Raw genomic sequence first — 19,213 nt, 5'->3', positions numbered from 1 at the left:
CGGGCGACGCCGAGCTCATCCGGGAAACATCCCGCCCAACCGGGCGAGAGTCTTCTCGATGGCCTCGGCGTTGCGCTTGGGAAACCCCAGCAACCGAATCGCGAGCGGCGAGCGTGCGGTAGACCAGTCGAACGTCTCGGTGACCTCGGTGCGCCCGTCCCCCGCCGGCGCAAGCAGCCAGCGCCACCGATGCCCGGAGAAGTGCCGCCAGGCAATCAGCCGATTCTCCTCGAACTCGACGACGGTGTTCTGAATCCGATACGGCGCACCCATCCGCATCTCCATGCCGAACTGCGCCCCCAACGACAACCGATCCGGCGCCGCCCCGCGACTGGCGCGCACCGTGCCGGACCCATCGATAAGCGGATGCTGAGCCGGATCGGCAAGCAACGCGAAAATCCGTTCCGGCGCAGCAGCGACAACAGCACTGCGCGAAACCTGGCGAGTTCCCATAACGAGAGCCTAGGGCCGCGCAGGCTCGAAGGCCATCGACGACCCCTCGCCGCTACGTCCACTGTGGACTACACAGCGACAGTTCCGTGAGGGGAACCCTCACAGAACCTGATTCCCTCAGGGTTCCCCTCACGACCCACCGCCACCCGCCCCACCCAAACCGCAGCCAGCGCACCCAACCCACCAACGCACCCACACCACCCCCGCACCCCGATACGAAGCCAAAAACACGGCGCGGAGGTGCTTGTCAAGGCATCTTTCCCGCCTTGACAAGCACCTCCGCGCCGTAGTCACAATCAGCTTCGGGGTGCCCCCACACAACAACGAGGAGCAATGTCGCCGCCAGGCGACGAGCCGCCCCGCCGAATGACCCCCCGACGAAGCCATCCGGCCACCCCGCTACCGAGGCGGAGACTGCTTCAAAACCACAGTCCTCTCCCCGATCGGCGAACTCAGCGCCACCGAAATCACCGGATGCCGCAAATCCATAGTGCACATCTGCCCGGTCTGCGCCTTGGTCTCGCTCAAATCCACCACGACCTTCTGGGCACCCTGCTCAACAGCCTCCCCGAGCGCATGCCCGCACCCCCCTTCCTCAGCCCGCACCACCAGCACCGTCCCGCCGTTGTCCGAATAGACCTCCTTGGGGAACGTCTTGGGCAACGCGGCCCCGTCCACCCGGTTGTCCGGCACCCGCGCCGCCCCTCGCGGCGGGTCGAACTGGGGTTTGCCCGGCGGCGGCACCGAGGTCGAGGTGCTGGCGCTGCCGCTCGGCGGCGCAGTCTCGGTCCCGGACGCCGGTGCGTTCGCCATGCTCGTCGGACTGCCGCACGCCGCCGCCATCGTGAGCACCAGTGCCGCGCCCGCCAGTCGTGTCGTTCCGATCAGCTTCGTCGAGTACCTCATGATCCCTAGACGGATCGACCACCCCGAGGGGTTGCACCCGATCTTCACGGACCCGGTTTCAACACCAATTCACGCCCGCCGAGCGGCGCGGCGAGCCGCACTGGCAACGAAATCTCCCGAACATGCATCGGGCACATCTGCCCGTGCGGCGCCTTGGTAATCGTCACCAGCACGACAACCTGGGCAGCCGTCTGCTCCCCCGCCTTCGCGCTGAGCTTGTCGCACCCGCCTTCCTCGGCCTGGATCACGACGACCGAGCCGCCCTCAGCGAGCGTGACGTCGTGCGGATATCCGGCCGGAAGGGCTGAAGCATTGACCTGCCCAGCAGCCGGTGCGGTATCCCCGGGCGGCACACCCTGCGTCGGACGGCTCTTCGGCGGGCCGGACGCCGGCGGCGGCGCGACCGACGGCGAAGAAGAAGACGGCGGTGGCGGCGGCGAGGAACCCGACACCGGACTAGACGCCGGGCCGGAGGAAACCGGCGCGGCTGTAGTCCCGTTGCTCCCGCACGCCGCGACCGTCAGCAGCAGCGCGCTCGCTCCCACGATTTTCCCTGTTGTCCGCATGCATCGCGGACGGAATCGAGGCCCCGAAGGTTGCATCCGCGCGCGAAAACCTACTTCACCGAGCGGAAGCCTTCCCTCGCACCAGCCCCAGCAGCACCACTCCGGCCAGTGTCACCACCAGCAACAGCACCGTGCTCGCCGACGCGAGAAACACCTGTCCCCGGTCGGTAAGGGAGAAAATGGTCGCCGGGAGCGTCCGCCAGTCCGGTGGGTACAACATCATCGTCGCACCCAATTCGCCCATCGACATCGCCAGTGCCAAACCGGCCGAAGCCGACATCGCGGGCAGCAGCACCGGCAACCGGACTCGCAGCAACACCCGCAGCGGACGCGCGCCGAGACTCGCCGCGGCCTGCGCGAGCAGCGGGTCAACGCGTTGCAGCGCGGCGGAAACCGTGCTGTAGGCGAACGGCAGCAGGATCATCAGGTGTCCGGCCAGGACGATCCAGCGCGTGCCGTTGAACGCCACCGGCGGACGGCTGAACGCGATCAGCAACGCCAGCCCCAGCACCACCGACGGCACCGCGATCGGCAGGTGGAACAGCGAATCCGCGATCCGGCGCAGCCGCGGCGGGGCGTGGTCGACGGCCAATGCGGCCCAGGTGCCGATCACCACCGAGACGAGCGACGTGATCACTCCGGTCTGGATGCTCACCGACAGGCTCGCGAACGTCTCGCCGGACAGCGCCTCGGCGTAATGCGCCCCGGTGAGCCCGCTGGGCAGCACGCCCGTCCAGCTCCCGGCGAACGACGCCAGCACGATCATCACCAGCGGCGCGGCCACCACGCCGAGGAAAACCACGCCGAACACCAGCCACACCAGCAACCGGCTACGCCGCGTCCACAGCAGCACGACGGCCTCCTCTCCCGACCACTCGCCGGTAAACCCCGTAGAGCACCAGCGACAGCACCACGTTCACCACCGCGACCACGGACGCGGCCGGGAAGTCGAACGTGACGATCCCCTTGCCGTACACCAGCATCGGCAACGTCGAGACGCCCTTGGCGCCGAGGAACAGCACGATGCCGAACTCGTTCATCGTCAACAGCAGCACCAGACACGCACCGGACGCGAGCGACGGCAACGCTTCCGGCAGCACGACCCGCCACAGCACCCGGCCCGGCCGCGCACCGAGACTCGCCGCCACTTCCAGTTGTGCTGAGGGAACTTGGCTGAACGCCGCGAGCGCCGGGCGCATCACGAACGGCGTGTAGAAGGTGATCTCAGCGAGCAACACACCCCACGGCGAGTACAGAAACCCAGCGGTACCAAAGACTCCCGCGCCACCGTAGAGGAACGTGAAGGCCAGCGCGATCAGGAACGACGGGAACGCCAGCACCGTATCCACCAGCCGGGCCAGCAGCGTCGCGCCGGGGAACGGGACGAACGCGACAACCAGCGCGAGAAATCCGCCGAGCAGTACGCAACCGACAGTGGAACCCAAGGCCAGCAACACCGTCTGCCACACCGCGCGGCCGAATTCCGGCGACGACAGCACTTGCGTCCACACCGAAAGCCCGAAACTGCCGTCCTGCGCGGTGAACGACTGCAGGATCACCAGCACGAGCGGATAACCGAAGAATCCGGCGACCACGATCGCGGGCGGAAGCAGCCAGCCGATCCGGTACCGGCGGGGCCGCGTGCGGCGCCCGCGCGACGGGGCGAGCGCGGCGGTGCCGAGTGCGAGGCCGGTCATCCGCCCACCCCCATCAGCGGGCAACCGTCCGGAATGGACACTCCGACGCGGTCGCCGACCGCGGGCAGCACCGGACTGTCGGGCACCTCCGCGCGGATGTCGCAGACCTCGTCGGTAAGCCGCAGGTCGAGCCGGTACCCGGAGCCGCGCCACTGCACGCCGCGCACGAGCGCCGGGAAGGTGTCCGGTCCGGGTTCGCCGACCGAAATCCGGTGCGGCCGCACGCCGAGCGCCACCGGTCGCTCCGGCTGGAGCGTGCCAGACGGTTCGGCGGACAGCTCACGGCCAGCCAGCCGGACTGTCGCGACCGAGCCGTCCGCGCGCACCAGCTCGACTGGGATGAGGTTCGCCGCGCCGAGGAAGCTCGCGGTGAACTCGGTGGCCGGGCGGCGGTAAAGCTGTTCGCACGGACCGAGCTCGACGAGCCGGGAGTCGCGCAGCACCGCGATCCGGTCGGCGAGCGCGAGAGCTTCGCTCTGATCGTGAGTGACGTAGATCAAGGTCGTGTCCGGCAATTCGGCACGCAGCCGCAGCAGTTCCGCGACCATGTCCTCGCGCAACGCGGCGTCCAATGCGGACAGTGGCTCGTCGAGCAGCAGCACGTTCGGCCGGATCGCCAGCGCACGCGCCAACGCGACCCGCTGCTGCTGCCCGCCGGACAGCTCGCGGGGATAGCGGCGCGCGTATTCGCTCATCCCGACCAGTTCCAACACTTCACCGACACGTTTCGTCACGTCCGCGCGACGCATCTTCCGCGCCTTCAGTCCAAACGCGACATTGTCGGCGACGCGCTGGTGCGGGAAGAGCGCATAGCTCTGCACCACCACGCCGAGACCACGCCGGTGCGGCGGCAGGTCGGTGACGTCCTGGCCGTCGAGCAGCACCCGTCCGGCGCTCGGCCGGAGGAACCCGGCGAGCGCCTTGAGCGCGGTCGACTTGCCGGAGCCGGACGGTCCCAGCAGCGCGAGCGTTTCGCCGCGCGCCACGGAAAGATCCAGCGGGGCAAGCGCTTGCGTCGCTCCGAAGTGGACGGATACGCCGCGGAACTCTACTGCCGGAGTCACTGCCCGGTGGCCTTCCGGTACGCGGCGAGGTCGGCGTCGAGACGGCCGAGGACGGTGTTCCAGTCCGGGGTCCACACGTCCACTCCGGACATCGCGGCGGTGATCTTCTCCGCCTTCGGGCCCTGCGGTTTGACGTCGGAGCGGGCCGGGATGCCGTACGCGTCACTGGCCTTGGCCTGGGTTTCCGGCGAGAACAGGAAGTCGAGCAGCTTGCGGGCGTTGTCCGAATGCGGCGCGTTGTTGACCAGACCGGCGAAGTAGGGAAGCGCGAAGGTGGAGCGTTTCCCCTGTGCGTCGGCCGGGAAGAACACCGAGAACCCGCCGCTCTTGTCGATCTCGGCGAGGTTCATCTGCAGGTCTCCGTTCGCGACGAGCACCTCGCCCTTCGCGACCTTCGGCTGCAGCTTGCCGGTGGACGACGACGGCCCGACGTTGTTCGCCTGCAGTTTGCCGAGGTATTCGAGCGCGCCCTGGTCGCCGAACACGTGCTGGGCCTGCAGCAGCACCGCGGTGCCGTCGCCCGCCTCGCCGGGCGTCGAATACTGGAGCTTGCCCTTGTACTTCGGGTCGAGCAGGTCGTTCCAGCTCTTCGGAGCCGGGTTCGCCCGCTGCGGGTTGCAGATGAAGCTGAGGTAGTTGTTCATCATCGCGTAGTAGCGGCCCTGCGGGTCCTTCTGCGCGGCCGGAACCTGGTCGACGCCCTTCGGTGCGGACGCCGCGAGCAGGCCTTCCTTCGCCGCCTGCTGCACGAACGGCGGGAGCGTCACGAGGACGTCGGCCTGGGTGTTGGCCTTTTCCTTGCCCACGCGCGAAACCACCTCGGCCGAACCGGCGGTGACCGCCTGGACGGTGATCCCGGTCTGCTGCTTGAACTCGGCGAACCGGGCGTTGTACCAGTCCTCGAGCCCGTCCGCGGTGTACACGGTGACGGTCTGGTCGCCGGACGCGCCGCCCGCCGTTCCTCCGCACGCGGACAGCAAACCGGCGAGGGTCGCGACGAGAGCGACGACGGTCGCTTTCCGGATTCTCATGACTGGCTGGCTCCTTCGAGATCGAGCACGGCGGGGAGTTCGGAGACGGAGTCGAGAACGTGCGTGGCACCGGCGGCTTCCAGGTCGGTGCGATTGCTGGCGCCGGTGAGCACTCCGGCGACGAATCCGGCACCGGCGGCGAGGCCGGTGCGGACATCGGTGGGGGTGTCGCCGACGACCGCGATGTTGCGGACGTCGGCGACCTGCAGCTTCAGCGCCACAGCGAGGACAAGGTCGGGGTACGGCCGGCCGCGCACGCCGTCGCCGGGAGCGATTGCGAGGTCGACGAGGTCGTTCCAGCCGAGCGCGTCCAGCAGCGCACGCTGGGTCGTGAGCGCGAATCCGGTGGTGAGAGCGACCCGGACGCCCTGCTCGCGCAGGTTCCGGATGGTTTCCTCGGCGCCGGGGATCGGCTTGCACTCCCCCGCCGCGACGAGACGTCCGTACGCGCCTTCGAATTCGGCGTTCGCGCGCTGGGCGAGGTTCTCGTCGCCGAGCAGTGCGCGGAACACGGTGATCTTCGACTGGCCCATGGTTTCCCGGACGTAGGCGAACATCTCCGGATAGCGTTCGTCCTCTTCGGACACTCCGGCGGCGGCGATCGCGGCGGTGAAAGCCCGTTCGACCAGTCCGTCGTCCGCGACGGTGGTTCCGGCCATGTCGAGCACGACGAGTTCGGTGGTCACCAGTCCAGCTCCTTTGCGGTGTCTTCGGCGATTGCGGGCGAGCAAGTCATCCCCCGGCCGCCCGGGCCGGTGATGAGGAAAGCGTTGTCGGACAACCGTTCCCGGTACACGACGGCGGCCTGGTCGGTGGCCTGCGCATAGACGCCAGCCCAGCGGCGGCGGATCCGTGGCAGCGGACGGCCGAGCAGCTCGCCCGCCACTTCGGCAAGGTGTTCGTACGGGTCTTCGGTGACGTCGAAGGAGAACGGCTGCGCGTACTCATGCGTGTCGCCGATGGTGAGCGAGCCGTCGCGACGCTGCACCATCAGCAGCTGCATCGCGTTCTGCGCGGCGGTTTCGCTCTGCGGCTGGCCTGCGTTCATCGCGTCGAGCGCCGCGCCGCGGTAGGCCGGGTAATACCGGAAGCTGTCGCCGTCCGCGACGCTGGTGGGCAACGGCTCGTCCAGCGGTTCGGTCTGCGCCATCTGCAGCCGGACCCGCCGCACCGGGATCTCGCCGGCGATCTCGCGCACCAGCCCGCCGAGCCACGCGCCGGTGCAGAACACCACGACGTCGCCTTCGTGGCGCTCGCCGTGGTCGTCGACCACGCCGTTTTCGGTCAGGTTCCGCACCTCGCGGCCCGGCAACAACTGGTAACGACCGCTCGCTTTGAGTGCTTCGCGGAGAGCGGGCTGCGCGGTCCGCGGTTCGACCGCCGCGTCGCGCTCGCACCACAACGCGCCGGCGAAGTTGCCGCGCAGAGCCGGGTTCAGCGCCCGGGTCTCGTTCGCGTCGAGGAGTTTGAAGCCGCGCTCAGCCGCCCCCGGCCCGGCGACGACCTCTTGCGCGACAGCCAGCTCGGCGTCGGTTCGGACGACCGTCAGCGAGCCGTTCGCCCGGAAACCCAGCGCGGGCACGCGTTCGCCGATCCGCTCCCACAGCTCCCGGGCGCGCACCGCCGTCTCCAGCTCGGGACCGGCGGCGCGACCGCCGACCCAGACCAGTCCGAAGTTGCGGACGGACGCTCCGCGCGCCTCCGGCTCGCGTTCGAGCTGGAGGACTTCGTGGCCGCGTTCCACGGCCTGCCAGGCGTGCTGGGTGCCGAGCACGCCGCCGCCAACGATGAGGATTCGCACGGCCGCAACAGTCGCCGCCCGCGCTCAACGGAGCCTGTCGGCACGGGGAACGCCAGGTGAAGCAGCCTCGAATATTGGACCAGATGAGTTACCATTCTGTTATCTTCACAGCCGGCCCGCGGCGACGAACACGCAAACCGCCAGGATCACGACATTGGCCGCGACGTTGCGGTACTCCGCCGGCCGGTGCTCGGTGACGGCCAGCCGCGAGTGCCCCGCCATCGCGCCCACCATCACCACGGCCAGGCCGACCGCCGCCCACCCGGTGAGCACCGGGGCGATCCCGGTCAGCCTCGGCAGGATCAAGCCCGCCACCGCGACGAGTTCGCAGATCGCGGCGAAACGCACGACCGGCATCGGATACGCGGCCACCCCGGTTTGCCCGGTCTCGAGCAGCCGCTCCCGCGACATCGTCGACTTCAGCGCGCCGGACAGGGCGAAGAGCAGGGCCAGCGCCGCCTGGGCGGTCCACAGTGCGATTTCCATGGTTGTCCCTCCGTTCGGTGCTGAGGGAACGAACCTGCCGCACCGGATGTGACAGCTACTCGACGCGATTCAGTCGCGTGACGAAACTCAGCCGGTCACCGCGGTAGAGCGACCGGACCCGCTCGAACGGCTCGCCGTCCGGGCCCCACGACACGCGGTGCATCAGCAGCATCGGCAGCGCCGGGTTCGTGCCGATGAGCAGCGCCTCCCGGGGTGTCGCGAGCACGGTCTCCACCCGTTCTTCCGCCCCGTCGAAGACCACGCCCAGTTCGTCGCGCAGGAACGCGTACAGCGACTGCTCCGGGTCGAAATCCTCCGGCAGCGTGGGGAACTTGTCGGCGCGGAGGAAGGTCGATTCGAGGCCGACGCGCTCGTCGTCGGCGAGCAGGACGCGTTCCAGGTGGATCACCTCGGCGGCCGGTTCGATCTGCAGGTCGGCGGCCAATCCAGTACCCGCGGCACGGCGTTCGAGCGTGATCAGCGAGCGGCCGGGCCGGATGCCTTGGCGGCGCAGGCCTTCGGTGTAGCTCACTAGCGCGAGCGGCTGGACCAGCTTCGGCGCGGCGACGTACGTGCCGCTCCCCTGCCGTCGCGACAGCCTGCCTTCCAGCACCAGCTCGCCCACCGCCTGCCGGACCGTCGCCCGGGATACCTCGAACCGCTCGCACAGTTCGCGTTCCGTTGGCAGCGCACTGCCTTCGCCCAATTCGGCGATGACGGCCAGCAGTTCGACCTTCACGGCGTAGTAGCGCGGCACTCGGCCGTGATCCGGGATGCCGTCGCGGACCGGTCCGTCGGCGGACAGGCGGGACAGCGGCGAAGACGTGGGCACGAGACCCGAGCCTATGCCAGACGCGCGGCGCGTGGTTCGCTGTCTCGCGAACTGACCCAACAGGAGGACCCCGCAATGCCTTTGGCCCGCCGGCTCGGCCTCGCTGACGCTGTGTTCATCGGACTCGGTTCGATGATCGGCGCCGGTGTTTTCGCCGCGTTCGCCCCGGCCGCGCGTGCCGCGGGTGCGGGATTGCTGCCCGCTCTTGCCATTGCCGCGTTAGTCGCCTACTGCAACGCGACTTCTTCGGCCCGGCTTGCCGCGCTGTATCCGGAATCCGGGGGCACCTATGTGTACGGGCGCGCTCGGCTGGGTGAATTTTGGGGATACATCGCGGGTTGGGGCTTCGTCGCCGGGAAAACGGCGAGCTGTGCGGCGATGACGCTGACCGTTGTCGCGTACGCCGCGCCCGGACTCGGGCAGCCTTGGCGGAGTTTGCTCGCGGTGGGCGTGATCGGCTTGGTCACCGGCGTGAACTATCTCGGGGTGCACCGGTCCGCTTTGGCTACCCGGGTGATCGTTTGCCTCACCCTCGTGGTGCTTACCCTGGTCGCGGTTTTCGGTTTTTCCGGCACGCACGTTTCCCCGTGGACTCCGTTCCATGGCGGCGGAGTGCTCGAAGCGGCCGGATTGCTGTTCTTCGCGTTCGCCGGTTACGCCCGATTGGCCACTCTTGGGGAGGAAGTCCGCGATCCGGCCCGCACGATTCCGCGGGCGATTCCGCTCGCTTTAGGACTGACTCTCGTGGTGTACGCCGTGGTGGCGGTGGTGCTGCTGGTGACATTGGGGCCAGCCGGGATCGGCGCGAGTCCCGATCCGCTCGCTTCCGCCGTGCCGTGGCTGTCACCGGTGGTTCGTGTCGGCGCGGTAGTGGCCGCGTTGGGCTCTTTGCTGGCGTTGGTGCTGGGCGTTTCGCGGACGACGCTCGCGATGGCGCGGGACGGGCATCTGCCGCGGTTTTTGGCTGCGGTGCATCCTCGGTTTTCGGTGCCGCATCGGGCTGAGCTGACGGTCGGCGTGGTGGTCGCGGCGCTGGCCACGACGATGGATTTGCGTGGTGCGATCGGGTTTTCGTCGTTCGCGGTGCTCGCGTATTACGCGGTGGCGAACGCTTCCGCGTTGACGCTGCGCCGGGACGAGGGGGCCGCGCCGAAGGTGGTCGCGGCCGGCGGGTTGGCGGGGTGCGCGGTGCTGGCGTTCAGCTTGCCGATCGCTTCGGTGCTCAGCGGGTGTTTGGTGCTGGGGCTGGGCGTGGTGGCGTATTTGGTGCGCCGCCGGGGGATCGTGCGCTGAGTTTTTGTTCTCTGGCACGGGTTCCGGCCCGCGCCGCTGCGTCCGGGTGCGTCCGGGTGCGTCCGGTGCGCGAAAGTCCCCCTCGCTCCGCCTCCGCCCGGTTACTCCGATATTCACCGATCCCCAGGTCAGGGCCGCTTTTACCGTCGTCCACGGTACCTAAATCTGCCGGATCCGGTGAAGAATCCGAAAGATCCGAAGAAAGTTGGTTGTCCACTTACCGCCGCTCTGGTGTAGTCGATTCGTCACCGCACGACACCTCCCCGCCCCGGGAGCGGAAGCTCCACAGTGGACACCGGAAGGACAATCCCCTTGGCCGACAAGAAAAACTTCAGCATGCTCACGCGAGTCCTGGCAGGCGCGGCAGCACTCGCGGCCGCCGCCGGGCTCGCGACGCCGGCCGTGGCGTCGACGCCGTCGCCGTCGCCGGGCGCGGAGCCTCAGGTCGTCGGCGGAACCCGCGCCAGCCAGGGGGAATTCCCGTGGATGGTCCGGCTTTCGATGGGCTGCGGCGGCGCGCTGTACACCGATCAGCTCGTGCTGACCGCCGCGCACTGCGTCGACCGCACCGGAGCGGACTCGTCGATCACCGCGACGCTCGGCGTGGTCGATCTGCAGAGTTCGAGCGCGAAAAAGGTGCGCTCGACCTACGTCTACCGCTCCCCGACCTACGACTCCACCGGCGGCGACTGGGCGCTGATCAAGCTGGCGAGCCCGGTGAGCGGCATCCCGACGCTGCCGATCGCGAAGAACGCCGACAGCAACTCCGGCACGTTCACCATCGCCGGCTGGGGAGCGGCCCAGGAAGGCGGCGCGCAGCAGCGTTACCTGCTGAAGGCCGAGGTCCCGTTCGTGGACGACTCGACGTGCCAGTCCCAAGGCGGCGACTACGCGGGCCTGAAGCCGGACGCGGAACTGTGCGCGGGCAAGCTCGACACCGGCGGCGTCGACACGTGCCAGGGCGACTCCGGCGGCCCGATGTTCCGCCGCGACGGAGCGGGCGAATGGATCCAGGTGGGCATCGTCAGCTGGGGCGACGGCTGCGCCCGGGCCCACGCGCCCGGCGTGTACACCGAGGTGAGCTCGTTCGCCTCGGACATCGCCGCGGCGGCCGGGAAGATCTGACCGCGTTGCCGAGCCGGGTGCGGGACTCCGCTGGGGTTCCGCACCCGGCTTCGTGCGGCTTTTCCGGCACCTCCGGAGAGCGGGCCGGAGCACGCCGCGCGCGAACACGTGCCTCGCGGACATTCTCCCGGGACGCGGGCTGAGGGCGCCCGGGAGCCCGCGACGCCGCACCACCGGGCTTGCAACCACCGGGCCGCGTCGCCGGGCCGCACCGCGGAGCCGCGTCGCCGGGCCGCACCGCGGAGCCGCGTCGCCGGGCCGCACCGCGGAGCCGCGTCGCCGGGCCGCACCACCGGGCCGCACCGCTGGCCGCACGGCTGGGGCGCGTCGCCAGGCCAGGCCGCTGGACGCCGTCGCGTTCCGGTCCCCAGCGCGCCCGAGCGCGGCAAGGACCGCTCAGCTCAGGATCCCGCCGCCAGAACCCGCGCGGCCAAGCGCCTAACCCGCCGGAAGCCCGACGTTCCGTTCCTCCAACGCCCCCCGCAGCGCAGCCAGCACCGAAATCACCGCCGCGACCTGATCCTCGCCCACCACCGAGCCGATCAACTCCTCGAGCTGCGCCTGGAAAGTCTCCTCCGCCGCCCCGGCCAGATCGCGCCCGCTCGGCGTCAGCTCGACCAGCGACGACCGCCGGTCCTCCGGATTCGGCACCCGCCGCACCCAGCCGCGCGTTTCGAGCCGGTCGATGCCCTTGCTCGTCGCCCCGATCCCGATGGCGAAGTTCACCGCGATGTCCGCGACCCGCGACTGCGGATGCCGCTCCAGGTACCGCAGGAACTCGAACTGCGACGCGACGATCCCGTGCTCGGCCTTGAGCCGCTCCCCCAGAGCGTTGTAGATCCGGGTCTCGCACCGCACCAGATGGTCGAAGAGCTGCTCGTTTGCCGAAGTACCTTCCACGGCATATAGTCTAGCATTACATGCCTAGGAATATACTTCCACAGAATCTTCAGGGAGAGCAGATGAGCCGGAACCAACGTCGCGCGCTGGACGAGCAGCTGCGGCAGGCGCCGCAGGGGTCCGAGCCGTTGTCGGTCGAGCAGATGCGGGCCGGGTTCGCCGCGATGATGAGCCAATTCCCCGTCCCGGCCGAGCCGCGGCAAAGCAAAGCCACGCTCGCCGGGCGGCCGGCCGTCCTCGTCGAGCCGCAGGGAGAGCCGCGACCGGGCACGATCCTGTACTTCCACGGCGGATCGTTCTCGCTGGGCTCGCCGCACACGGCGATGTCGCTGACGGCGAACCTGGTGCAGCGCACCGGAATCCGCGCACTGTCGCTGGACTACCGGCTCGCGCCCGAGCACCCGTTCCCAGCCGGGATCGAAGACTGCCTAGCCGCCTACCGAACCCTGCTGGAGGACACCGACCCGTCCTCGATCGTCTTCGCCGGCGACTCCGCGGGCGGCGGTCTCAGCGTGACCACCACCCTCGCCGCCCGCGACGCGGGACTGCCGCTGCCCGCCGGGATCGTCGCGTTCTCGCCGGGACTCGACCACACCCGCTCCGGGGCGTCCATGGTGACGAAGGAGGAAGCCGATCCCTTCTTCACCAGGGAAAGCATGGGCCACACCGGCGAGCTGTACCTGGCCGGCGCGGATCCCGCCCAGCCGCTGCTAGCCCCGGCAGTCCACGCGGACCTGACCGGCTTCCCGCCGATCCTGCTGCAGGTCGGCGGGAACGAAATCCTGCTGGACGACTCAGTCCGGCTGGCGGAACGCGCGCGCGACGCGGACGTCGACGTGATCCTCGACATCACCGCCGACGTCCCGCACGTCTTCCCAACCTTCACCGACACCCTCGACGAAGCAGGACAAGCCCTTGACCGGGCCGCCCTCTTCATCAGCCAACGGTTGCGGTGAATCTCAAGCATTACCCGTACCACCACAGCACTAGCTCATCACTCATCGACATCGTCCGGCTTGGTTCGGCTCCTCTCGCGCCATAGGATCCGCTTGGGGCGAGGGGGGGGAATCACGGTGAGCGAGCCAGACGTCCGTTTCCCGAAAGGGAGCTTCTTGGCAGGGCTGCCGCCCAGGACCCGGTCTGCCTTCCTGGAACTCGGCACCGCGCGGGAATTCCCCGCCGAAACCGTGCTTGTCCGCGAAGGCGAACCGACCACTCATGTCTGCCTCCTGCTCAACGGCTGCGTGAAGGTCACGGGCACGACGCCCGAAGGCCAGTTGGCGCTCCTCGCGATCCGGGTCGGCGGGGACCTGATCGGCGAGCTCGCGGCGATGGACAGCCAGCCGAGGACCGCGACCGTGATCACGGCCGGGCCAGTCCGGGCGCGGATCTTCTCCCAGGCCGAGTTCCGCCGGTTCCTCAGCCAGGTGCCCGAAGTCGCGCTCGCCGTGACCACCAGCGTGGGAGCGAAACTGCGCTGGGCCACCCGCCGCCGCATCGACTTCGGCAGCAGGGAGGTCCGGATCCGACTGGCGCGGGTCCTGGTCGAACTGTCCTCGTCATACGGAATCCCGGCGGGCGACGACCTAGAGCTCGGTGTGTCGCTGACGCAGCCCGAACTGGCAGCGCTCGTCGGCGCCGCCGAGCCGACCGTGCATCGCGCGCTCGCTCAGCTCCGACGGGAGAACGTCGTCGAGACCGGGTACCGACGTCTGCGCATCCATGACCAGTCTCGGCTCGCCGCCCTCGCCGAGGGTTGATCAGCAGGTCACCTCAGCGCGGCGAGCAGCAGAAGTCCCGGGCCGCTCGAAAGCAGTACGCAAATCCCCGCCAGCGCGGATCGAACGTGCCGGTGCTTGCGCATCGCCAGCCTCGCCAGCAGCAGAGCCAGCTCTCCGGCCTGAACACGCTGATCGCGCGCAGAACACTGTCCGACCTCCGCCGTGCCGACAGCGACGCTCGGGAACGCGAACTGATTGTCGCGCGCCGGCGGATTCGTCCTCGGCCAGATGGCCTGGACGAGATGTACCGCGGAGAAGACGTACGCCGCCGCGAAGCAGATCAAGACGGCCGCCACCGCGAACTGCGGCACAGCAGGCGGGTGCGCGGCGCTGAGCAAGCCGAGCTGAGCGGTCGTCATCGCGGTGATCATCGCGAGCACGGCCACCAGCGTCCGCGCCTTGTCGTCGGCGTGTTGAACAGCGCCTTGGAACGACGAAACAGTCGTCAGCACGGTGCCGAGTTCTGCATGCGTCCGCGCGGGCAAACCCGCCGGCAGCTTTCTCATGGAACCTCGCATCGTTGCACTCCTCACGGTTTTCCCGATCATGCGGTTCGTCCGGAGCTAAGACCCCGTCGTATGGCGGTTTCTTGGCACCGCGCTGGTTTCCCGGCCGAAACCCATCCCACGACGGGGTGCGGACCGGCACCCGGCGACGACCGTGGAGACGTTGACCGGTACCCGGCCGGGCCGATGGCCCGCCCGGCTCGGCGAAGGAGTGGCGCTGAACGAGCAGTCTTGGCCCGCCGACAGCCTGCTCGGCCGGATGCCGGCCCGGGCCAGGGAGGGCCTTCTCGAATTGGGTACCTCCGTGACCTACCGCGCCCGACAGCAGGTCTTCCGGCAGGGTGAGGAAAGCCACCGCGTTCTGCTGCTGCTCGACGGCCTGACGAAGATCGTCGTCCACACGGAATTCGGCAGACCGGTGGTCCTGGCGTTGCGGGGCCGCGGGGACCTGCTCGGCGAACTGCTCGAACCCCGGCACGCGGCGAACGTGGTGACCTGCACCCCCGCTCTCGCGAAATCGATCAGCAGCGTGCAACTGCGCGACTTCTTCCACCGGAATCCGGACGGCTGGGCTGCCGTGGCTGGCCGGCTGAACGCGCAGTTGCACGCGGCCGACGCTCGCCGTGCGGAATTCGTCGCTTGTCCGGCGTCAGCGCGAGTCAGCCAGGTCCTCGCCGAAATCGCCGCCGCACACGGGGTGCGCACCCCGGACGGATGGGAGCTGCGGGCGGCGTTGACACAACCCGAGATCGCGTCGCTGGCCGGTGTCGCACTCACCACGTGCGAGAAGGCCCTGCGCCGGCTGCGTCGATCCGGTCTCGTCCGGCACAGATCCCGACGGATCGTAGTCGGCGATCTCGCCCGGCTGACCCGGTTCGGAGTACTCGAGCGGCAGAACCCGTCTCAATACGGGATCTGCGACCCCGAATTGCCGCACAGTTGAGAACTCAGAGTCACAGAACTGGCTCGCTGGGCGGTCAAGGAGGACAGGTTGCCGGACAACAGGGAATTCTCGAGGGTGTTGTTCGTCGCCATCGACGCATGGCAGTACGGCTGCCGCGACGGGCGTCAGCAGGCGGAGCTCCAGGAGGCTCTTGTCTCTGCGGTGGGCTCGGCCGCGGAAGCCGCCGGCCTCGATCCTGCGGCGTGGGAAAGACAAGACAGCGGCGACGGGTTCCTGGCCCTCGTCCACGACAGCAAAGCCGAACTCGCCCTCGTCGACCCGTTCGTCCGGGAGTTGAACGCCTGGCTCGCGCACTTCAACTACGCTCGACGCCCGGAGAGTCGGCTCCGGCTCCGGATGGCGATCCATCACGGCAGCATGATGCCCGCGGCCTGCGGCTACGCCTCAAATGGTCCCGTCGTGGTGGGCCGCCTCCTCGACGCGGCTCCCGTTCGGGCTGCTCTGGACGCCGTTCCCGACGCGAACCTGGTGCAAGTCGTCTCGGAATCCATCTACAACGACTCGGTAGGACAACGGTTCACCGACCTGTCCCCGGAGGACTTCACCGAAGTCCTCGTCGACACGCCGGGCAAAGGATTCCGGGCCACGGCGTGGGTCCGGGTTCCCGGGGCCAGTGCCGAGCAGTTGTCCACGTTGACCAGTCCTAAGACACTCGCCGTCTGCGTGCAGCGGCCCGAGCTTCCCGCCGCGCTCGCGAATTCGGTCGGCCGCGCAGCGCTCGCTTGTTTCGACGCCGCCGGGATCTCCGACGTCGAGAAAATCTCCAGCTGGGACAACGACTTCGTCGTGCCGCTGCCAGCACCGGACACCGGAGGCCTCGTCCTCGGCGTGTGGGTGGACCGGCTTCTCCGAGCTCTCGCGGGCACCGGATGCCCTCCGATGTCCATCGGAATCGAGCTCGGCAGCGACGTCGAAGCCGCGCGGCAGCTGGCCGCCTGTTCAGAGGCCGCCGCGATCCTCGCCGGAGTCGGCGACGCACGCGCGGTATTGATCGTGTCCGACGGAGTGCACGAGCGGTTCGTCGCCGGGTCGTCGGCCCGGATGGTGGCCCCCGAAAGCTTCCGGCGCGTTGGCTCGGAACCGGGATCATGGCTCCGCGTTCCCGGGTACTCAGTCCCGCCGGAACCTCGCGCGGACCGCCCATCGCCCGCGCCTGCCTGGACGCCTGCCGCCGCGCCGTCCAGCGGACCGGTTTCCCACATCGGCCACGCCACGATCCACGGGGACCACATCACGGGGAACGTCTACCGGGACGGGCGGATGTGATGACCGACGACAACCCCGCACCGACGCCCCCTCCGACACCTGCCAAGCCGTCCACCACCGACAAGCCACCGACCCCGGCAAAGCCGAATACCGGGGCGGAGGGCGAGAAACTCCTCTCCAGCGAGAACGGGCGCGAGGTGAACGCCGCCCTCCACGCCGGAGAAGAATTCCTCTCGCCAGAGCGCGCCCGGCGCGGGCCGACCTCCAACATCGGAGAAGCCTCCATCGGCACCATGCACGTCGGCGACCGGTACGACATCGTCATCGGGCAGAAGGTGGCGCAGACCGTTGGAGCTGTTCCGGAGGAACTGCTCCGCTGGGTCCGGGAACGCTACGTCTCCGTCACGTCGTACCAGGATCTGGCCGAAGTTCTCAAGACCCGGCGCGTACTCCTGCTGCGCGGCCAGCCGGGAACCGGCCGGGTCACCACCGCGCTGCATCTGCTCGACAGGCTCGTGCCGAGCCGGGTTTTCCGTTGGGAGTGCGGCAAAACCGCGAAATCACTCCCCGGCGGCACCTTCACGGAGGACGATGCGGGTTACCTGGTGGAACTGCCCGCCAGGGTCAGCGGCGGGCTGACCGAGGTGATCCTCGATCAGCTCCGGAGCAAACTCGCCAAGTCCCGGTCCTGCTGTGTTCTGGTCGCCGCCGGAGATCCGCGACACGTCCGCTCGTTCGGCGGGTACGCCTTCGATCACCAGGCACCAGATCCCGCCGACCTCCTCAGGAATCACATCCGGCACGAGGTCATTTCGGACGATCCTGCGGATCTCGAAGAGAAACTGCTTCGGTTGTGCGAGAAGACCTGGGTCTCCGCAGCACTGGGACCGTGTCCGACCCCGACCGAATCGGTCTGGATGGCGAGACTGCTCACGCAACATGCGCGGGGCATCATCACCGAGGAAGACGTGCGAGAAGGTGGTCGGCAAGCCGTAGACATCCAGGTCGCCGAATGGTTCGGCGACCTCGTCGGGCTCGGGCCGGGCACGGAACTGAAGGAAGCGTTGCGGCTTGCCGCCTTCCGGATCGCGCTGGCGGTGCTCAACAGGTCTCCCTACTCGTTGGCAGCCGAGGCCGCCGACCTGCTGAGCCGCCGTTTCTCCGCGGGCGGGGAAGAGCCGAAGGAGAAGCGCGAGCAGGACCTGTCGCTGTTCGCGGACGATCCGGCCAGCCGGCTGCCCGCGTTGCGCGCGAAGACTTTCGAAGGCTGCGCGACCTTCAAGCACGAGCTGATCCCCATGGAGATAGTGGAGTTCGAGGATCCGCGCTATCCCAGGGCGATCCTCAATCATGTGTGGCAGCACCACCACAGGCTGCGAAACGCGCTCGGCCCTTGGCTCCAAGAACTCGGCAAGGACAGCCGGACGATGCTGTGGGTCCGCGCCGCGCAAGTCATCGGGTATCTCGGCCGTCTCGATTTCGGCGACGTGTACACGAAAATGATCGAGCCGGACTCCGAATCGGACGAGGAGACTGGGTGGGACTCCGTCCGGCACCGTTCGGCGGCCATCGCGTTGGACCAGGCAGCGCGCGATGAAAGCGTCGAGCCCGCGGTTCTCGAGCGGCTGCAGCATTGGCGGCGCCACGGCACGTTGGAGCAGTGGCAAACGGCTGCGGCGACCTACGGGTACGCTTTGGGGCGCAAGAGGATCCTCGACGCGCTCGAGGAGCTTCGGGTATTGGGCACCCCGTTTGAACGTGCCACCCCGTTCGACTCGGACGACGCCGAGAAGATCGTCTTGACCGCGGGCTACAGCGTAGCCAAACTGTTCGCTTTCGGAATGGCGGCGGAAGTGCTCGACTGCCTCCGGGCATGGCAAGCGAGCAGGCGAAGCAGCCTGCGGCGGCTCGCCCTGGTCAGCGTCGCGCACCTCACCCTCTTCTACGCCTACGAACTCGATCATCCTTGGGTCTCTCTCGGGGACGACCGGCCGGAGCTGCCGCCCGACTCGGAACGCTGGCCGCTGCTCCCGGCCTTGTGCGCACAGAACGCCGACGTCGCACGGCAAGTCGCCGAGCTGCTCGGCAGAGCTCTGCGGACCCGGTCGAGCGATCGCTTGACCAAGGTCGCGCTGGCCCGATGGGTCAGGTCGGCCGAGGACGATGCGGCACTGCTAGAGGTGCTCGCCGTGTTCCTGGGCCGCTTGGTGATCTGCGAAGGCGACGCTCCGCGTTTGAAGCACCTGATCAGAAGATTGGTCGAAGACTGGGCAGATCCGCTCAGCCTGGAAGTCGCAGCGCGACTGAGCACGGAAATCGAGAAAAGCGAACGAACGAGGGTGGCATGACCGAAAATCAGGAACGCCCCGCGAAAGACGCCTCAGCTACGTCGACGCCGGACTCCGGCTGGCTCGAAGCAGCTGAGGAGAACCACGCCCCGACGGTCCGGACCCTGTCGAGTTCCGCTTACGCGCCGATCACCGGAGCCGAGCGAGTCAGTCGCCTCGGCCTCACCCGGAAACGAGCGGTCCACCGGCCTTGGGTCGCCCGAGTGTTCGTGAAAGGCAACGGCAGCCTCGACTCTTTCTCCTGGCCGGCGCAG

The 19,213-nt window shown here is 68.7% G+C and carries 20 protein-coding genes; 7 read left to right on the top strand and 13 right to left on the bottom strand.

The features are described from left to right. Window positions 1–15: 15 nt before the first annotated feature. The 11 genes from ACZ7SW_RS45385 to ACZ7SW_RS45335 form a co-directional block, all read right to left on the bottom strand. Window positions 16–453, bottom strand: coding sequence for an SRPBCC family protein (locus ACZ7SW_RS45385; protein ID WP_470236579.1), 438 nt, complete (start codon window positions 451–453; stop codon window positions 16–18). A 399-nt stretch (window positions 454–852) separates the two neighbouring features. Beyond that, window positions 853–1,359: a hypothetical protein gene (locus ACZ7SW_RS45380; protein WP_470236578.1), complete on the bottom strand. Its 507-nt coding sequence runs from the start codon at window positions 1,357–1,359 to the stop codon at window positions 853–855. 44 nt (window positions 1,360–1,403) lie between these two features. Beyond that, the gene (locus tag ACZ7SW_RS45375; protein WP_470236577.1) at window positions 1,404–1,904 is read right to left on the bottom strand and encodes a hypothetical protein; all 501 of its coding nucleotides are present in this window, start codon (window positions 1,902–1,904) and stop codon (window positions 1,404–1,406) included. A 76-nt stretch (window positions 1,905–1,980) separates the two neighbouring features. After that, window positions 1,981–2,778 (bottom strand): ABC transporter permease, encoded by a 798-nt coding sequence (locus tag ACZ7SW_RS45370; RefSeq protein WP_470236576.1) that lies wholly within the window; start codon window positions 2,776–2,778, stop codon window positions 1,981–1,983. Beyond that, entirely contained in the window at window positions 2,756–3,622 is an 867-nt protein-coding gene (locus ACZ7SW_RS45365) for a 2-aminoethylphosphonate ABC transporter permease subunit (protein ID WP_470236575.1), read from the bottom strand. Before ACZ7SW_RS45365 ends, ACZ7SW_RS45370 begins: the two co-directional genes overlap by 23 nt. Further along, window positions 3,619–4,686, bottom strand: a complete 1,068-nt coding sequence (locus tag ACZ7SW_RS45360) for an ABC transporter ATP-binding protein (RefSeq protein WP_470236574.1) — start codon at window positions 4,684–4,686, stop codon at window positions 3,619–3,621. The genes ACZ7SW_RS45365 and ACZ7SW_RS45360 overlap by 4 nt, the downstream gene beginning before the upstream one ends. Beyond that, window positions 4,683–5,717 carry a 2-aminoethylphosphonate ABC transporter substrate-binding protein gene (locus tag ACZ7SW_RS45355; RefSeq protein ID WP_470236573.1) on the bottom strand — a complete coding sequence of 345 codons (1,035 nt, stop codon included), beginning with the start codon at window positions 5,715–5,717 and terminating at the stop codon, window positions 4,683–4,685. The genes ACZ7SW_RS45360 and ACZ7SW_RS45355 overlap by 4 nt, the downstream gene beginning before the upstream one ends. Beyond that, window positions 5,714–6,406: a phosphonatase-like hydrolase gene (locus tag ACZ7SW_RS45350; RefSeq protein ID WP_470236586.1), complete on the bottom strand. Its 693-nt coding sequence runs from the start codon at window positions 6,404–6,406 to the stop codon at window positions 5,714–5,716. Before ACZ7SW_RS45350 ends, ACZ7SW_RS45355 begins: the two co-directional genes overlap by 4 nt. Beyond that, window positions 6,400–7,518 carry a TIGR03364 family FAD-dependent oxidoreductase gene (locus tag ACZ7SW_RS45345; RefSeq protein ID WP_470236572.1) on the bottom strand — a complete coding sequence of 373 codons (1,119 nt, stop codon included), beginning with the start codon at window positions 7,516–7,518 and terminating at the stop codon, window positions 6,400–6,402. Before ACZ7SW_RS45345 ends, ACZ7SW_RS45350 begins: the two co-directional genes overlap by 7 nt. A 105-nt stretch (window positions 7,519–7,623) precedes the next feature. Continuing rightward, window positions 7,624–8,004 (bottom strand): DoxX family protein, encoded by a 381-nt coding sequence (locus ACZ7SW_RS45340; RefSeq protein ID WP_470236571.1) that lies wholly within the window; start codon window positions 8,002–8,004, stop codon window positions 7,624–7,626. A gap of 55 nt (window positions 8,005–8,059) precedes the next feature. Next, window positions 8,060–8,836: a GntR family transcriptional regulator gene (locus ACZ7SW_RS45335; RefSeq protein WP_470236570.1), complete on the bottom strand. Its 777-nt coding sequence runs from the start codon at window positions 8,834–8,836 to the stop codon at window positions 8,060–8,062. Between the two features lie 75 nt (window positions 8,837–8,911). Between ACZ7SW_RS45335 and ACZ7SW_RS45330 the strand changes: the two genes are divergently transcribed. Both ACZ7SW_RS45330 and ACZ7SW_RS45325 read left to right on the top strand, forming a co-directional pair. Beyond that, complete coding sequence (locus tag ACZ7SW_RS45330; RefSeq protein WP_470236569.1) at window positions 8,912–10,129, top strand: APC family permease; 1,218 nt, start codon at window positions 8,912–8,914, stop codon at window positions 10,127–10,129. Between the two features lie 336 nt (window positions 10,130–10,465). Beyond that, window positions 10,466–11,254, top strand: coding sequence for a S1 family peptidase (locus tag ACZ7SW_RS45325; protein WP_470236585.1), 789 nt, complete (start codon window positions 10,466–10,468; stop codon window positions 11,252–11,254). Window positions 11,255–11,692: 438 nt separating this feature from the next. Here ACZ7SW_RS45325 and ACZ7SW_RS45320 read toward each other — a convergent pair whose 3' ends face one another. After that, window positions 11,693–12,154 carry a MarR family winged helix-turn-helix transcriptional regulator gene (locus tag ACZ7SW_RS45320; RefSeq protein ID WP_470236568.1) on the bottom strand — a complete coding sequence of 154 codons (462 nt, stop codon included), beginning with the start codon at window positions 12,152–12,154 and terminating at the stop codon, window positions 11,693–11,695. 62 nt (window positions 12,155–12,216) lie between these two features. Between ACZ7SW_RS45320 and ACZ7SW_RS45315 the strand changes: the two genes are divergently transcribed. Next, on the top strand, window positions 12,217–13,110 hold the full coding sequence (locus ACZ7SW_RS45315) for an alpha/beta hydrolase (protein ID WP_470236567.1): 894 nt from the start codon (window positions 12,217–12,219) through the stop codon (window positions 13,108–13,110). A 117-nt stretch (window positions 13,111–13,227) separates the two neighbouring features. Continuing rightward, entirely contained in the window at window positions 13,228–13,914 is a 687-nt protein-coding gene (locus tag ACZ7SW_RS45310) for a Crp/Fnr family transcriptional regulator (protein WP_470236566.1), read from the top strand. Between the two features lie 8 nt (window positions 13,915–13,922). Here the strand turns inward: ACZ7SW_RS45310 and ACZ7SW_RS45305 are convergent, their stop codons facing one another. Continuing rightward, window positions 13,923–14,441, bottom strand: coding sequence for a Pycsar system effector family protein (locus ACZ7SW_RS45305; RefSeq protein WP_470236565.1), 519 nt, complete (start codon window positions 14,439–14,441; stop codon window positions 13,923–13,925). A gap of 163 nt (window positions 14,442–14,604) precedes the next feature. On the opposite strand from ACZ7SW_RS45305, the gene ACZ7SW_RS45300 reads away from it, so the two are divergent. From ACZ7SW_RS45300 to ACZ7SW_RS45290, 3 genes are read left to right on the top strand one after another with little or no spacing between them, the layout of a single operon-like run. Beyond that, window positions 14,605–15,384, top strand: a complete 780-nt coding sequence (locus tag ACZ7SW_RS45300; RefSeq protein ID WP_470236564.1) for a Crp/Fnr family transcriptional regulator — start codon at window positions 14,605–14,607, stop codon at window positions 15,382–15,384. Window positions 15,385–15,432: 48 nt separating this feature from the next. Beyond that, window positions 15,433–16,671, top strand: a complete 1,239-nt coding sequence (locus ACZ7SW_RS45295) for a hypothetical protein (RefSeq protein WP_470236563.1) — start codon at window positions 15,433–15,435, stop codon at window positions 16,669–16,671. Further along, entirely contained in the window at window positions 16,671–18,959 is a 2,289-nt protein-coding gene (locus ACZ7SW_RS45290; RefSeq protein ID WP_470236562.1) for a hypothetical protein, read from the top strand. Before ACZ7SW_RS45295 ends, ACZ7SW_RS45290 begins: the two co-directional genes overlap by 1 nt. The last annotated feature ends 254 nt before the right edge of the window (window positions 18,960–19,213 follow it).

It is taken from the genome of Amycolatopsis sp. NPDC114484 (assembly GCF_055633755.1).
This window is presented reverse-complemented; position numbering and strand designations above follow the sequence as displayed.